The 15,051-nt window shown below is 70.8% G+C and carries 12 protein-coding genes; 3 read left to right on the top strand and 9 right to left on the bottom strand.

All coding sequences use genetic code 11. The features are described 5' to 3' along the window. Nucleotides 1–1,786 (top strand): tetratricopeptide repeat protein (locus LAO51_16870; GenBank protein ID MBZ5640416.1); only part of this gene is annotated, 1,786 nt, incomplete at its 5' end. Nucleotides 1,787–1,818: 32 nt separating this feature from the next. On the opposite strand, the gene LAO51_16865 is transcribed toward LAO51_16870, so the two are convergent. The 5 genes from LAO51_16865 to LAO51_16845 form a co-directional block, all read right to left on the bottom strand. Beyond that, complete coding sequence (locus LAO51_16865; protein MBZ5640415.1) at nt 1,819–3,537, bottom strand: ABC-ATPase domain-containing protein; 1,719 nt, start codon at nt 3,535–3,537, stop codon at nt 1,819–1,821. Nucleotides 3,538–3,652: 115 nt separating this feature from the next. Next, nucleotides 3,653–4,246: a hypothetical protein gene (locus LAO51_16860; GenBank protein MBZ5640414.1), complete on the bottom strand. Its 594-nt coding sequence runs from the start codon at nt 4,244–4,246 to the stop codon at nt 3,653–3,655. Next, on the bottom strand, nt 4,243–4,965 hold the full coding sequence (locus LAO51_16855; GenBank protein ID MBZ5640413.1) for a metallophosphoesterase: 723 nt from the start codon (nt 4,963–4,965) through the stop codon (nt 4,243–4,245). Before LAO51_16855 ends, LAO51_16860 begins: the two co-directional genes overlap by 4 nt. A gap of 4 nt (nt 4,966–4,969) precedes the next feature. Beyond that, a complete protein-coding gene (locus LAO51_16850) occupies nt 4,970–5,767 on the bottom strand; it encodes an ABC transporter permease (protein ID MBZ5640412.1) in 798 nt (265 codons plus the stop codon). A 4-nt stretch (nt 5,768–5,771) separates the two neighbouring features. After that, a complete protein-coding gene (locus LAO51_16845; GenBank protein ID MBZ5640411.1) occupies nt 5,772–6,707 on the bottom strand; it encodes an ABC transporter ATP-binding protein in 936 nt (311 codons plus the stop codon). 133 nt (nt 6,708–6,840) lie between these two features. Here LAO51_16845 and LAO51_16840 point away from each other — a divergent pair, with 133 nt between their 5' ends. Then, a complete protein-coding gene (locus LAO51_16840; protein ID MBZ5640410.1) occupies nt 6,841–8,562 on the top strand; it encodes a hypothetical protein in 1,722 nt (573 codons plus the stop codon). Between the two features lie 9 nt (nt 8,563–8,571). Here the strand turns inward: LAO51_16840 and LAO51_16835 are convergent, their stop codons facing one another. The 4 genes from LAO51_16835 to LAO51_16820 all read right to left on the bottom strand — a co-directional run bounded on the left by LAO51_16835 (nt 8,572) and on the right by LAO51_16820 (nt 14,138). After that, nucleotides 8,572–10,461 (bottom strand): hypothetical protein, encoded by a 1,890-nt coding sequence (locus tag LAO51_16835; GenBank protein MBZ5640409.1) that lies wholly within the window; start codon nt 10,459–10,461, stop codon nt 8,572–8,574. Continuing rightward, nucleotides 10,458–11,849 (bottom strand): sigma-54 dependent transcriptional regulator, encoded by a 1,392-nt coding sequence (locus LAO51_16830; GenBank protein MBZ5640408.1) that lies wholly within the window; start codon nt 11,847–11,849, stop codon nt 10,458–10,460. The genes LAO51_16835 and LAO51_16830 overlap by 4 nt, the downstream gene beginning before the upstream one ends. A 345-nt stretch (nt 11,850–12,194) precedes the next feature. Then, the gene (locus LAO51_16825; GenBank protein ID MBZ5640407.1) at nt 12,195–13,190 is read right to left on the bottom strand and encodes a sigma-70 family RNA polymerase sigma factor; all 996 of its coding nucleotides are present in this window, start codon (nt 13,188–13,190) and stop codon (nt 12,195–12,197) included. 60 nt (nt 13,191–13,250) lie between these two features. Further along, entirely contained in the window at nt 13,251–14,138 is an 888-nt protein-coding gene (locus tag LAO51_16820; protein MBZ5640406.1) for a M23 family metallopeptidase, read from the bottom strand. A 379-nt stretch (nt 14,139–14,517) separates the two neighbouring features. Here LAO51_16820 and LAO51_16815 point away from each other — a divergent pair. Then, a partial coding sequence (locus tag LAO51_16815) for a hypothetical protein (GenBank protein MBZ5640405.1) occupies nt 14,518–15,051 on the top strand: 534 nt, incomplete at its 3' end.

Raw genomic sequence — 15,051 nt, 5'->3', positions numbered from 1 at the left:
GCTGCGACTCGCGATCCTGGTCTTCGTCGTGGCCCTCGCCGCGCACCTGCCCGCGCTCTTCGAGTACCGCCACGATCCGTTCGTTCACTGGCCGCTCTCCGACGCGCAGTCGTACGACGAGTGGGCCCAGAGGATCGCGTCCCGCGGCCTCGCCGCCGAGCCGGTGTTCCATCAAGCTCCCCTGTTCCCCGTGCTCCTCGCGCTCGCCTACGGGTTCTCGGCGGCCTTCAGCGCGACCCGGGCCGCGCTGCTCCTCCAGGCGCTCCTCACCTCGGCGGCCGTAGCACTCCTCGTGCCGGTGGGAAAGGCGTACCTCCGCTCCGCCGCCGCCGGAGCCGTGGGCGCCGTTCTCGTCGTCCTCCATGGCCCCTTCGTCTTCTACGGGTTGAAGCTGCTTCCGGTTCCGGTGGCTCTCGCCACCTCCGCCGCCGCCCTGGCCGTTCTCGGCGCCGCGCGCGAACGGCGATCGCTCGTCCTGGACCTGCTGGCCGGCCTGGCGCTCGGCATCTCCGCGCTGGCGAGGGCGGAAGGACTCCTGCTCGCGCCCGTCGGGGCCGCCGCCCTCGCCACGGCGCGAGGCCACCGGTCGTGGCACACGCGGGCCGCGTCGGTCGTCGTCTTCGCGGCGGGGATCGCGATGGGCGTGGCGCCGGCGACGATCCACAACCTTCGCCACGGCGACTTCGTGCTCGTCGCTTCCTCGGGAGGCGAGAACCTTTTCATCGGGAATCAGCGGGGCGCTCGCGGCGACTACACCCCGCTTCACCCCCGAGCGGGCGACATCTTCTCGGAGCGGTTGCTCGGGAAGGCGATCGCGGAGAAGGACGCCGGACGACCGATCTCGCCGTCTGCCGTGTCCGCCTACTGGCGAACTCGGGCCCTCCGCGAGGTCCTGGCGGACCCGGTGGGATGGTTGGTGCTCGAGGGCCGGAAGCTGCGCCGCGTGCTCGCGCCGGGCGACCCGTCGGACGCCTACTCGTTCCCGCTGGAGCGAGACCTGTTCCTGCCCTGGCTCCACGCCCTCGCGCTCCCGGCCTGGCCGCTCCTGGCGCTCGGGCTCGCGGGCGTCTCGATCGCCCTGCGCCGCGGGTTCGCGTCCTCCTGGCCGCTCGCGGGCGCCGCCGCGGCGCAGCTGGCGACGCTCTTGCTGTTTTTCGTGAATACGCGCCTTCGCCTGCCGCTGTTCTTCCTGCTGGCGCCGTTCGGCGGCCTCGCTCTGATCGAGGCGGCCGCGAGCTGGCGCCGGGAGGCCAGGCGCCTCTCGGTCGCCGTCGCAGCGGTCGTGCTGGCCGCGCTGGCCATCGCCGGGGCGGCCCTCACACGGGCGGTTCCGAGGGACCACCTGCGGCTGGCCTCCGCGCTCTCCTCGCAGGGCCGCCTGGACGAGGGGCTCGCCGCCATGACGCCGCTCATGGCCATGAGGCCGCCCTACGCGCTCGCGATTGACCAGGCGGGCTGGATCCTTCAGAAGAAGGGGGAGTTCAGTGCGGCGCGGGACCGGTACCGCGAGGCCCTCGCCGCCGGGCTGCCCGAGGGTCGCGCGGCCGAGACCCGCACCCGCCTCGCCCAGGTGCTGGAGAAGCTCGGCGCGCCGGTGGAGGCCTCCGCCGAGCACGACCGCGCCGTGGGCTCCCCGGAGGCGACGGCCGGCACCTGGTACGAACGCGGGATGTTCCGGCTCCGGCGCGGAGACCGGGCGGGAGCTGTGGCGGATCTCCGAGCGGCGGCAAAGCTCGACCCCTCTTGGGATCGGCCGCGCGACGCGCTCGCCCGGCTCGGGAACTGACGCATCACGGCCGAGCGCGATCGAAAGGCGGTTCAGCGGTCGGCGCGCAAAACGGTCAGCGAGCGCCAACGGTTGATCGCCGCGGCGAGGTCGAAGCGCCGCGGGCGGGCCAGATCGTAAGCGGCCGGCGGGTCCAGCGCGTCGAGCCCGGCCTCGTCCAGCCACGCCTCGATCTCCCGGACGAGCGCCCCCATCTCCTTACCGACTTCCATCCGGCCTGCGGCTTCGCGGAGCAGGAGCGCGAGCGCCTTGACCTGTCCGGTCTCCTCGATCGGCTCGACCGCCGAGAGGTCCAGCGTCTCCTCGCCGATCCTCACGCCTCGCGGCCCGCGCAGCCCCACGCGGAGCGGCACCCCTTCGACTCGCCGGACGATCGGCTGCCTCGCGGCGGGAGGGCGCAGCGCGGGGACCGGCTCGGCGACGCGCATCGACCGGGTCGCGGCGGCCACCTCGCGCGCGCGGACCGTCGCGTCCTCCGCACGGTAATCGCGCATCAGGATCACCGTGTCGGCGGCTTCCAGGTAGTCTCCGGAGCCGCCCGTCACCAGGATCGTCGACACCCCCAAGCGCCGGTGGAGCTCTCCGACGCGATCCAGGAACGGCACGATCGGCTCCGAGGGCCGCGGGACGAGGCGCTGCATCCTCCCGTCGCGAATCATGAAATTGGTGGCCGACGTGTCCTCGTCCAGGAGCAGGAGCCGCGCGCCGACCTCCGTGGCCTCCACGATCGCCGCCGCCAGGGACGTGCTGCCGCTGGCACGCTCCGTCGAGAAATCCGCGGCCTGCTCTCCCGAGGGAAGATCCGTGAAGAACCCTGAGACGTCCACGCGCCGCACCGCGCGCCCGCCGTCCGACCGGACCGACACGGCCTCCTCGAGCGCGGCCACGCGCTCGCGGCCGTCGCCGGGGCGATGGGGGTTGACGCCGGTCGCGATCGCGTCGAGCAGCGTGCTCTTCCCGTGGAAGCCACCGCCCACGATCAGCGTGACCCCGGCGGGAATCCCCATGCCCCGCACCGGTCCCGCGTGCGGTAGATGCATCGTCACCGCCAGCGACTCCGGGGACTCGAACGCCACCTCTCGCCCGTCGCGGCGAGGCCCCGCATCGTCCCCACCGGCTCGAGCGAGGAGGCTCCCGTCGGCTACGAACGCGACGAGGCCGCGGGACGCCAGCCCCGCCTTGAGAGCCTCGTGGTCCTCGGCGGCATCGGCGAAGCGAGCGGCGTCCTCCTCCCGCCTCGAGGGAAAGAGCAGGGCCGCGGTGGCGAGCCGCGGGAGGTCGGAGAGCATCAGCTCCTCCGCCTGCTCCCCCAGCACCCTGCGCCCCGCCGCGGGGAGATCCACGAGGAGCCGCAGTTCGATCCCGGTTCCTGTGATCCTGCACGTGCCGCGCTCGAGCATCGCAGCTCCGGGCGGCTCGACGAAGACCCCGCCGCTCCCCGGCGGAGCGTTTCCTCCCCTTCGGCCCTGGCTCGCCAGCGCCTCCGCCGTGGAGCGAGCGAGATAGTCCTCGACGCCGATCGTCCGCGCACGGCTCGAAACGAGGCGAGGCGACAGGTGCGCCTTGCCTCGATCGCAGATCAGGCGCACGCGAGCCGGGCCTGCGTAGGGATCCGGTGGGACGCGGTCCACGACGATCACGAACTCCCCCGCTTCATGGCGGCCGACGATCCGCCGGTAGGCCCCGTACGAGGCACCGTCGATCGACCGCAGGAGCCCGCGCAGCCCGGACGCCGGGGCGACGGCCGGCATCGGGGGACGATCGCGGTGCGGCGCGGGGAGCGCACGCCCGCGGGCGCCGGGGACGCGCGGTGGTGGGAAGGTTCGCTTCATCGGCTCATTATAGGGTGCCCCCGACGGCCGCGGCTCAGCGTAGGGGCGCCGCGGCTGCGGCCGCCAGTACGCCGGCGGCCGCGAGGTACCCCGCGGCGGTCCAGACGCGCCCGCGGGCCATCTTCATGTCGAGCCGGTGGGCCTCGGCCCAGTCGGCGAGGTCGGACCGACCCGATCGGGCCAGGAGGACCGCGACCAGCTGCTCGCCACCCGCGATCAGCGAAGGGACCCTGTAGCGCTGCGCGCGTCGGTCGAACAGGACGAGCGCGGGGGGCCACCGGCCGTAGTGGCGGAACGGCGGATCCCAATCGACCCGGAGAATGTCCTCCCACGCGAGGGCCGCCGTCCGGCCCCCGAGCTCGAGGAGAAGGTCCTTGCTCCGCACCCGCACCCTGAGCCTCAGCTCTCGAAGGCTCAGTGCGATCCGAACGCCGAGGACCGCCGCGCTCGCGACCAGGAGCGTCTTCATGACCGCCGAGTTGGGTACCCGGCCGGCGGCGTCGATGCGCGCGGCGAGGATCAGGGCCGCGACGACCATCGCGGAGGCCAGGGCGAAGGGAAGCCATCGCGCGGACCTTGAGGAACGGAACGTCGTCTCGGGAGCGGGCTCGCCCTGCGCGCTCGTCATTCGACCCCCGCTTCCCGGGGCGGGGGGATCGGAACCGGGACGAACCCCGCGGCGTCCGCCGACACCAGGTGGAACCGGATCCCGTCGCGCTCCCCCGTGACGCCCAACGCGACGTCGGCCCCGTGCAGGTGGCCGTACACGCAGTCCCGTACCGCCGCGTCCCGCAGGATCCCGACGACCTCGGTGGCCGGCCGCCCCTCGATCCACGGCGGGAAGTGCAGCATCGCGACCCTCGGCAAGTTGCGGCCGAAGCGCCGGTCCGCGTCGGCGACCGAGAGCCTCAACCTCTCGATCTCGCGGCGGAAGATCGCGGCGTCGTGCTCGGTCGCCTCGGGATCGTTCGGCGACGTCCAGCCACGCGCCCCGACCACGATCCGCGCCGAAGCGACGTGCGCGTCGTTCTGGAGGATCACGCACCCCGCCGGAAGCGCCGCGCGGACCCTCGTCGCGCCTGTCCACCACGAGTCGTGATTTCCCCTGAGGAGGATCTTCCCGCCGGGCCGCGCGCCGATCCACGCCAGGTCGGGTCCCGCCTCGACGAGATCGCCCGCCCAGGACAGGTCGCCGGGAAGCAGCACGGTGTCCTCCGCGGCGACGAGCCCGTCCCACGCGTCGGCCATGCGCGAGGCGTGGCCGCGCCAGGCCTCCCCGAACACGTCCATCGGCTTCGCTCCCGTCAGCGAGAGGTGGAGGTCCGCGAGGGCGAAGAGGCGCGGCAAGCCTTCACCGGATCAGCCGGCGGCGCATCAGGACCAGCGCCGCCACGAACAGCACGGCGGAGACCCCGCCGAGGTAGCCGAGGCTCGCCCCAAGGTGCGGCGCCGGGCGGTTCAGCGCCGCGGCGCGGATCAGCGACGCGACATGCGTCAGGGGGAGCGCCCAGACCGCGCGCGACGCCCAGGCCGGAAGCATCTCCACGGGGAAGAACGTGCCGGAGAACAAGAACATCGGGAACACGAACAGGAAGATCGGCAGATTGAATGTGTCGATCGTCGGGCAGAGCGCCGTGAAGCACATTCCGAGGCAGGCGAACAGGAATCCCCCGAGGGCCGCGAGCGCGAGGACCCACCACGACGAAGGCCAGGAGAGCACCCCGAACAGGGAGATCACGCCCAGCATCACGCCGGCCGCCACCAGCGACTTCGTCGCTCCCCACAGGATCTCGCCGACCAGGACGTCCTCGAGCGACAGCGGGGTCGCCAGGATCGCGTCGAAGGTCTTCTGGTAGTACATCCTCACGAACGAGCCGTACAGCGTCTCGTAGAAAGACCAGTTCATCACCGCGACCGCCACCAGGCCGGGGGCGATGAAGGTGAGGTAGCCGACGCGCGCCCCCTGATCGCTCACGTCCCCCACCAGCTTGCCGAGGCCGGTGCCGAACGCGAGCAGGTAGAGCACCGGCTCGAGCAGCGGCGGCAGGAGGTTCGTCCACCACGTCGTCCGGTAGACCAGGAAGTCACGGCGCCAGACGTGGGCCGCGCGCCAGGAGATCTCGCGGAGATGGCCGAGATCGCGCAGCATCGGATCAGTCCCTCAGGTCCCGGCCCGTGAGGCGCAGGAAGACGTCCTCGAGACTGCCCTGCCGGAGCATCACCTGCTCGAGGGCAAAGCGCTCGGCGAGATCCCGCAGGAGCGCCGCCCCGCCGCCCTCGGGCGGGTGCACCAGCAGCCGGTCCCCGGCCACCTCGTGGCGGAGGCTCGATCCCTCGAGGTACGCCGCCGCCTCCGGTGGGAATCCCGTCAGCTCCACGACCTCGCCCGGAGCGTGGCGCGCCACGAGGTCCGCGGGCGGGCCCACCGCCAAGATCCTTCCGTGGTCCATGATGACCACCCGGTTCGATAGGCGGGCCGCCTCCTCCATGTCGTGCGTCGTCAGGAGGATCGTCGTTCCCTCCCGCCGCAGCGCGCGGATGCGCTCCCAGATCGCCTGACGGGCCTGCGGGTCCAGTCCGGTCGTGGGCTCGTCGAGGAGGAGGAGCCGGGGCGCGTGGATCAGCGCGCGCGCGATCACCAGGCGGCGCTTCATGCCCGTGGAGAGCTCGCGGATCCGCGCCGACCGCCGATCTTCGAGCTCGAGGAACCCCAGCAGCTCCGCGGCCCGTCGCCGGGACTCCCGTCCCCCGAGGCCGAAGTACCGGCCGTAGACCAGCAGGTTCCGGAACACGGTGAAGTCCGGGTCGAGGTTGTCCTCCTGGGAGACCACCCCGATCTGGCGCTTGATCGCGCGAAGGTGGCGGCGAAGCGCCAGCCCCAGGATCTCGATCTCGCCGGAGGTGAACGGGGTGTGGCCGTAGAGCATCCGAACCGTCGTGGACTTCCCCGCGCCGTTCGGGCCGAGCAGGCCCAGACACTCGCCCGGGGCGACGTCGAGGTCGATCCCGTCCACGGCCAGGAGTGGGCCGTAGCGCTTGACGAGGGCTTTCACTCGAACGACGGGCTCGGCGGCCTCGCTTGGCTCCACGGCGCGGGTCCTCGGCGGCTCGGACGGCGATCGGCGTCGGATTGTAGGTGCTCTCTCGCCCCGTGGCAACGCCTCGCGCGCCTCGACAGGACTCGCCGCATCCCTCTATGATGAATGGGCCCGGAGGCGCCTCGTGAAGCGTTTCGCCGTCGTCCTCGTGCTCGTCCTCGTCGTCGTCGCGATCCTCGTGGCGCCTTGTGCGCGGGCGGAGGAGCGCGGCGGGATGGCCAGCGAGAAGTACCTCGCCGAGCTGTATCTCTACCACGTCGACGAGGTGGTGATCGTTTACCCGGCGGGTCCCGGCGAGGACGTCCAGGCCAACCGTCGGTCGGCGGAGTCGCGAGCCGCTTATCTCGAGAGGAGCCACAAGGTCAAGGCCGCCGCCGTCGCCGACGACGCCGTGGGGCCCGAGGAGCGGCACAAGCACCTCGTGGTGCTCGGGTGGCGGAACCGCCTGCTGGGCACCGCGGACGCGCCCGCAGCGTTCACGCACTCCCGGAGCGGCCTCGACTTCCTCGCCATCCACGAATCCGACCCGGATGTCGACCTGATGTTCTTCACCAGCTCCCCGTTCGACCGGGAGAAGATGATCGTCTTCTGGTCCCGCATCGACCCTGAGCGCGACCGCGTCATGAAGCTGCCCGCGGTGGGCTCGGACTGGGCGATGTTCCGGGACTTCGAGATCCTCCGCCAGGGGATGTTCGTGCGCCCGCACACATGGCCGCCCGAGCGAAACGCGGACGCGGAGAAGGACCACGGCCCGGAGATCCGGCACGACGCGAACGCCGACACCACGCGGTCGTTCGGTCATTACGACATCCAGTACGATTCCGGCCGGGTGGGCGAAGCGGAGTTCGAGGCGATCGCGACGACGCGCGAGTCGGCGCTCGCCCGTGCAGCCGCCCACGTCGGGCCGGTTCCCGAAGGCTACCGGATCCTCCTCCACGTTTACGAGGACGAGGCGGAGAAGGAGAGGCGGACGGGGCTGAAGGACCCTGCGCACTCGATCCCCACCGCGCGCGAGCTGTCGATGGTGCGAAAGGCGGCGCGGTCCCCCTCCCCCCACGAGGAGATCCACCTTCTGGCCGGTGCGGTCTTCGGCCCCTGCGCCCTGACGACGATGTACGAAGGCCTGGCGATCGGCGAGGAGAAGGCGTTCCGCGGCACCGACCTCGACCTCCTCGCGGCGGGGATGCTCGACAACGGTGTCTTCCCCACCGTGGACGACGTGCTGAACGAGGAAACCGCCCGCTCCATGTTGGAATCCGTGCGCTTCCCGACCGCGGCCCTGCTCGTCAACTGGCTCCGTGAGACCGCGGGGGCCGACGGCTTCAGAAAGGCCTACATCTCACCGACGGGGAGCGCGGCCGCACTCGGCCTCGCTCTCGGCAAGCCCAAGGAGACGCTCGAGCGAGGCTTCCGCAAGTGGGTCGAGGAGCGCGTCCGCGGTCGGAGCGACGACGTGGCGTTCATGAAGGTGCAGTCCGAGGGGGAGGAACGGCTCAAGGCGGGGGACTACGCCGGGGTCGCCGTCGCGATGAAGCGGGCGCTTACGCTCCGCCCGGACGATCCCCAGACCCTCTTCAACCTCGCGGCGGCGGAGATGCGGATCAAGAAATACGCCGCCGCCGAGGAGCACCTGAAGCGCGTCCTCGCGCTGCCGCTCGGCCCTAGGGACTCGCGCTTCGTGATCTTCGGCCACTACCAGCTCGGGCGCCTCTACGACGTCCAGTCGCGTCGCGACGAGGCGATCGCCGAGTACCGAAAGGTTCTCGAGCTGCCCGACCAGAAGGACGCGCACCGGCTGGCGAACGAGGCCATTGCGACCCCCGCGACGCCGGAGAGCCTGCAGTAGCCACGGCCGTCAGGCGATTGCCGCCGCCTCGCGGATCGGGAGCACCAGTGTGAACGCGGCGCCGCCTCCCGTTGCAGGCGCGTAGGTCACGCATCCACCGTGCGCCTCGGCGATGATCCGGACCAGGGGCAGTCCGAGCCCGGTCCCGCCCGGCTTCGTCGTGAATCGGGCCTCGAAGAGGGTCGGCACCAGATCGGGGGAAACCCCGGGGCCGGTGTCCGCCACGGTGAGGACGGCCTGTCCCTCCTCGCGCCGTGCCGACAGCCGGACCCGGCCACCTCTCGGGGTCGCCTGGATGGCGTTCAGCGCGAGGTTGAGGATCGCCTGCTGCAGCCGGTCGGGCACGCCGTGCACGGGCGGCAGGCGATGATCCTCCTCGAGCGAGAGATCGACCTGCGCCTTGAGCGCGGTGAACCGCAGGAGCTGGATGACCCGGCGGCAGAGACCTCCGAGATCGACGGCCCCGGCCACGGGGCTCGACCGGAGGAGGCCGAGGTAGTTGTTGAGCAGGTCGGTCAGACGCCGGGTCTCGTCCTGGATGGTGCCGACGGACTCGCGCATCGTCCGCACCCGGGCCTCGTCGGGCCCGGAGACCAAGTGTTCCTTGAGCGCCGCCGCGTTGAGCCCGATCGAGTTCAAGGGGTTGCGGATCTCGTGGGCGAGGGCGCCGGCCAGGTTGGCGAGGGTGGCGAAGCGACCGGCCTCGAGGAGGTGCGCTTCGACCTTTCGCAGCATGGTGAGATCGCGGATCAACGCCAGCGTTCCTCCCCCGCCGCCGTTCCCGCCGAGAGGCACGAACGTGACCTGGATTCGGGTCGAGCCACCCCCGTCGCTCGGGAGATCGATCTCGAGCGGCGACGTCCGGCTCGCGGTCCCCCCGGCCCCGATCTCGGCCATGCGCCGCCCGAGCGCCTCCCGGACCGCATCGGAGCGTCCGAGGGCGCCCGGCAGGAGCACTCGCGCAGCCGCCGCGTTCCAGGCCATGGGAGTGCCGTCCGGCCCGAGGGCCACCATCCCCTCTTCGAGCGCCTGCGTCAGCGTCTCGAGCAGCACCTCCCGCTCGCGCCCGCGGGCGTCGAGCCGGTCCAGCTGCCCTCCCATCTCGCTGATCGCACGGGCCGTCGATGCCAGACCTCCCTCGAGGCCGAGAGTCTTCGGGTCCAACCCGCCGCGGAACCCGCGGGCGCGGTACTCTTCGACGGCCCGCACGAGCCGGCGCACCGGGAACGCGGTCCAAGCCGCCACCAAGACGCTCGCCATCACCGTCGAGACCAGGAACGGGAGGAGCGCGCGGGCGACCGCCTCCCAGGACACCGGGACGACCTTCACCTGGGCGCCGTAGCTGTCGAGATGCGTTTTCGCGCTGTGATACCTGACGAGCACCGCGCCCAGCCGGCGCCGGCCGGCGACACCTTCTTCTCCGCTACGCGACTCGAAGATCGGCCAGACGACCTCCGAGAGGTCGCCCTCGCGGGACGCCAGCGGCCGCCGGGTCTCGGCATCCGACGAGAGCAGCGCGCGGTACTCCGGGTCCTTGTAAGCCAGATCCAGCAGGTTCTTGTCGGAGGCGAACTGGATCCTGAGGTCGCTGTCGACCACCACGAGGCTCGCGATGGCGGGCACCGCCATGAGGAGGCTGCCGAGCCCCTCCGAGATTCGCGCGCGCGCGGCCTCGCGGCGCTCCGGGACGACGTCCCCGAGGCGCTTCAGGTACGCCGCGGCGACCTCGTTCACCAGCGGCTGCAGCGAGAGCTGCACCGGGAGCCCCGCGATCTCGCGACGCCATTCGTCGGCATACCGCTCGAACGCCTGACGGACGAGCACCACCGCCGTCGCCGCCGCACCGACGGTGAACAGCAGTTGCACAACGAAGATGCGGAGCGGCAGCAGCCTTCTCACAGTCGGTACTTCTTCACCTTGTTGTGCATGGTCTTGAGGGAGATCCTCAGGATCCGCGCGGCCTGGGTCTTGTTCCCGCCGGTGTGCGCCAGCGTCGAGCGGATCATCTCGCGCTCGGCGTCGTCCATGGACGTACCGATCCTCAGGGAGAGCCTCTCCCCGTCGGAGTCGCCGGACGAAGCCGGTTCGAACCCCGCGGCGGCGCCCGGGGAACCGCGGGAGGTCAGCACCTCCGGGGGCAGGTGCTCCGGCAGGATCGTCCCCCCGCCCGACAGCAGGGTGGCCCGCTCGACGGCGTTCTTCAGCTCGCGAACGTTGCCCGGCCAAGAGTGCGCGAGGAGCGCCTCCATCGCGCTCTGGTGGATGACCGGCACCGTCGACGCGGTCCGCGTGGCGTACTGCTCCGCGAAATGGCGGCACAACGAGCGGATGTCCTCGGGATGTTCCCTCAGCGCGGGAAGTGCGATGGTGAACACGTTGAGCCGGTAATACAGGTCCTCCCGGAGCTTGCCGTCGGCCATCGCCTTCATCGGATCCCGGTTGGTGGCGGCGATCACGCGGACGTCGGCCTCGATCACGTCCCGGCCCCCGACGCGCCTGAACCGCTGCTCCTGCAGCACTCTGAGGAGCTTGGCCTGCAGGTTCTCGTCCATCTCCGCGATCTCGTCCAGGAACAGGGTCCCGCGGTGAGCCATCTCGAAACAGCCGATCTTCCGCTGGACCGCTCCGGTGAACGCTCCCCGCTCGTGGCCGAAGATCTCGCTCTCGAGGAGCGTGGCGGGAATCGCCGCGCAGTTGAGCGCCACGAACTCGAACTTGCGCCGTCCGGAGAGATCGTGGAGGGTCTGCGCGACCAGCTCCTTCCCCGTCCCGCTCTCGCCGACGATCAGCACCGACAGCGTGGAGGGCGCCACCTGCTCGATCTGCCGGAAAACCGCGCGCATCTTCTCCGACTCGCCGCGCAGCCGCTCGAACGCCCCACGCTCGCGGAGCTCGGCCTTGAGCCGGCGCTTCTCGGCCTCGAGCTCGCGGGCACGCCCCAAGCGCGTCAGGAGGATCTTCAGCTTCGCCGCCTCGACGGGTTTTTCGAGGAAGTCCTGCGCGCCGAGCTTCATCGCCTCGACGGCCTGCTCGATCGTCCCCTGTGCCGAGAAGAGGACTACCGGGATGTCGTTGTCTTTCTGGAGCCGGCGAATGAACTCGAGCCCGTCGAGGCCCGGCATCACGAGGTCGGTGAAGATCGCCGAGGGCGGATCCTGCTCGACCTTGTCGAGAGCCTCCTCGGCGGACGCGGCGGTGTCGGCGTCGTGGCCTAGAGCCTCGAGCAGGCGGCGCAGTCCCTCCCGCGAGCCGAGTTCGTCGTCCACCACCAGCATGTGGTCGCCCATGGATCTTCACCCATCGAGGTGAGACTCCCTTTTAGCACCATCGTGCTGGCGGAGCCACGTCAGAAGGATCGGGTCAGCGTAATTTTTGCAGTATCCGGAAGAAGAGGGAGAAAACGGCTGATGCGGTCCCCAGCGCCAGACCCAAGCTCAGTAAGACGGCGCCGATCAACAGGATCCACTGCATCTCCACCTCTCGGGCCCGGCATCCGGAGCATCCCGGCCGATTCCCGGCGGTGACTCCGCCCGGCTGCGCGCAATACTATTTGCAAAAGGCGGACCAGGCAATAGTCTGGCGGGAATATCAGGTTTTTCGGCACCCGGACAGAGCCGGCGGCGGCCCGCTGCTCACGCCGGACCGATTCGGATGGACCCCAGGTCGCCAAGCTCTTCGGCGAGGTGCGCCTTCAAGCGATTCATGAGCTTGACCTCGGCTTGTCGGACGGCTTCGCGGGTGGTACCGAACCGCTCGCCCAGTGCCTGGAGCGTCAGCGGATCTTCGCTCAGGATCCGGTCGTCGAGGATCGCGCGGTCCCGGTCCGAGAGGCCACCACGGAACCTGCGAATCGAAGCCTGGACCTTCTCGCCGAGCTCCCGCCGCGCCACCTGTTCCTCGACCGTCGGGCCTCCCGCCGCCAGAGCGTCGGCGCGCGTGCGCTCGCCGTCCTCCCCGACCGGCTCGTCGAGACGCACGTCCCTCGAGGCGAGGGCCTGCTCGACATCGCGGACATCGCCCTCGGAAACCCCGAACCGCTCCGCCAGCAGCTTGGGGCCGACCTCGAACCCCTCGGCCTCGAGGCGTCGCCTTTCCTGCGCGAGATTGTGGAGGAGCTTCCGGCGCGCATTCGTGGTCCCGACGCGCACTTGGCGCACGTTGTCCAGGAGGAACTTCACGATGTACGCGCGAATCCACCACGCCGCGTAGGTGGGGAGGCGCACGCCGAGATCCGGATCGAAACGCTCCAGCGCCTGCATGAGACCGACGTTTCCTTCTTGGACCAGGTCCAGCACGCTCTGAACGGCCCTCCTGAACGACAGAGCGATGCGGACCACGAGCATCAGGTTCGAGGTGACGAGACGGAAGAGCGCGTCCCGGTCCCCGGTCTCGCGGTAGAGCCTCGCCAGGCGTTGCTCCTCTTCGCGGTCCAGTGGGGCGTAACGGCGGACCTCGGCGATGTACCGCCTCAGGGGATCGGTGGCCGCGAGCGAGCGTCCGCCGACGGGGACGAGCGCCCCCGACGGTGCGGCGGCGGAGGCATCGCTCTCCTCTTCGAGCGCCTTCTCCCCGTTGGGGGGATCGACGAGCGACTCGCGCTCCAATCCGGAGGACTCCTCGAGGCTCATCGACGGGAGATTATCACGCCGGCCGCGTGGGGGCCGCAGGGGAGCCGGGGGGCCGGAGCGCTAGAAGTGGCTGTCGGAGGTGTATTTCCGCGGGTCCACGCGGTGGCCGCCCTTCACCACCTCGTAATGCACGTGCGGCCCCGTGGAACGTCCGGTGGTGCCCACCCGGCCGATGACGTCGCCCCGCCGGACGCGCGCTCCGGGTCGGACCAGCGTCGCCGAGAGGTGTCCGTAGAGCGTTCCCAGCCCGTACCCGTGGGACAGCTGGACCATCCTGCCGTAGCCGCTGTCGGTCCCGACGCGGGTCACGACGCCGTCGGCGGTGGCGCGCACCGCGGTCCCGATGGGTGCGACGACGTCCAGCCCGGTGTGGAATTCGGGCTCGCCGGAGAACGGGTCCTTGCGCCATCCGAAGCCGTCGGAGTAGCTGCCGGCGACGGGCAGGCCGTTCGGGGTCGACGCCAGGACCCGGAGTCGCTCCTCCCATTTCCGATTCAGCTGATCGAGGGAGGAATCGAGGGTGATCGCGCGGGTTCTCAGCGCCTCGATCTCCCCGTCGAGCATCGCGTTCCCGTTCGCGGTCTCCGGGCTCACGACCGTCGCGCCCCCGGAGGAGCGACGGAAGGTCGGGAGATCCTTGAGGCCCACGGCGGACGCCAGGCGCCGCACCCCGGCGTCGAACGCGTCGAGCTGCGCTCCGAGCTGGGCCAGCGACGCCTCGAACCGGCCGTTGACCGCCTTGAGCTTGCGGTTCTCTTCCTGGAGGCTGGCGATGGCCTGCGTGCGCGCGCGAATGGCGAGGAAGAGGTGAGGCGTCGTCGCGCCGGCCGCCACGGCCAGAGCGACGATGCCAGCGAGGATCAGGAGAAAGTTCCGCGAGACGTGGATCTTGCGGAAGCGGGCGTGTGCGTGCGGCAGAATGAAGATCGTATAGAACTTCCGCGACATGCCGTGTTCCCCCAGGTGTGCCCGCGGTTCGTTCGAACTGCCGCGACCACGAGAAGGGGGTGCCCGTAATGTGCCGGCACCGTGTCAGTCTTCGATCGGCCGAGGCGGAAACCTAGCATGGCGGTCTCCGTTCGTCAACCGATCCGAGCACATTGCCGAGTGCAGGATGCGTGCCCCTCGATACCCCGATCAACTCGGCCGCCCAACGTCGCGAGAACGCCTGGCGGATCACGACACCGTCATCGAAAATGCGAATTCGTCATCGATTTCGCGAGGCATCGGGCTTCAGGGCCGCGAGCCGCCACGGGGTCACTTGTCACGAGCGGCAAGAACCCCGTACGATGCGCGCTCGATGGGAGACCGGAGGCCCGAGGCCAAGATGAATCGGCGAGAAGCGGCGGGACGCGTGCTCCTGGTGGGGATCCCCTACCCTGCGCTCGATCATGGGACGGCCGACGCGCTGCGGGACCTAAGGCCCGGCGGAGTGATTCTCTTCGGCAGGAATCTCGAACGACCCGAGGATCTCGTCGGTCTCGTGGAGGACCTCCGCGCCGTGCTGCGCCCCCCGCACCTCGTCGCGCTGGACCAGGAGGGGGGGCGCGTGAGCCGCCTCAGGCCGTGGGTCGGCTCGACACCGAGCGCCGCCGACCTCGCGGCGCGCGGAGAGGCGGCGGTGCGCGCGGCGGCGGTCGCGACGGGACGCGCGCTCCACGCGCTCGGATTCAATCTCGACTTCGCGCCGGTCGTGGACCTCCGAGAGACCGACGTCACGGGCGTGATCGGCGACCGCTCGTTCGGGAGCGACCCCGAGAGCGTCGCAAGCCTCGCGGGCGCCTTCCTCGACGCGTTGCAGCGAGCGGGGGTCGCGGGGTGCCTCAAGCACTTCCCGGGAATTCGCGACAGCGACGTCGAC

The organism is Terriglobia bacterium (genome assembly GCA_020073205.1).
GTDB lineage: Bacteria > Acidobacteriota > Polarisedimenticolia > Polarisedimenticolales > JAIQFR01 > JAIQFR01.
The sequence above is the reverse complement of the archived record's forward strand: the minus strand, read 5'-3'. Positions and strand labels throughout refer to the sequence as shown.

What these genes read in the sequence shown, in the direction of transcription:
- LAO51_16865 (MBZ5640415.1), bottom strand. Translation starts at nt 3,537, where the DNA reads ATGCCGGCCGTCGCCCCGGCGTCCGGGCTGCGCGGGCTCCTGCGGTCG.
- LAO51_16860 (MBZ5640414.1), bottom strand. Translation starts at nt 4,246, where the DNA reads ATGACGAGCGCGCAGGGCGAGCCCGCTCCCGAGACGACGTTCCGTTCC.
- LAO51_16850 (MBZ5640412.1), bottom strand. Translation starts at nt 5,767, where the DNA reads ATGCTGCGCGATCTCGGCCATCTCCGCGAGATCTCCTGGCGCGCGGCC.
- LAO51_16830 (MBZ5640408.1), bottom strand. Translation starts at nt 11,849, where the DNA reads ATGGGCGACCACATGCTGGTGGTGGACGACGAACTCGGCTCGCGGGAG.
- LAO51_16825 (MBZ5640407.1), bottom strand. Translation starts at nt 13,190, where the DNA reads ATGAGCCTCGAGGAGTCCTCCGGATTGGAGCGCGAGTCGCTCGTCGAT.
- LAO51_16820 (MBZ5640406.1), bottom strand. Translation starts at nt 14,138, where the DNA reads ATGTCGCGGAAGTTCTATACGATCTTCATTCTGCCGCACGCACACGCC.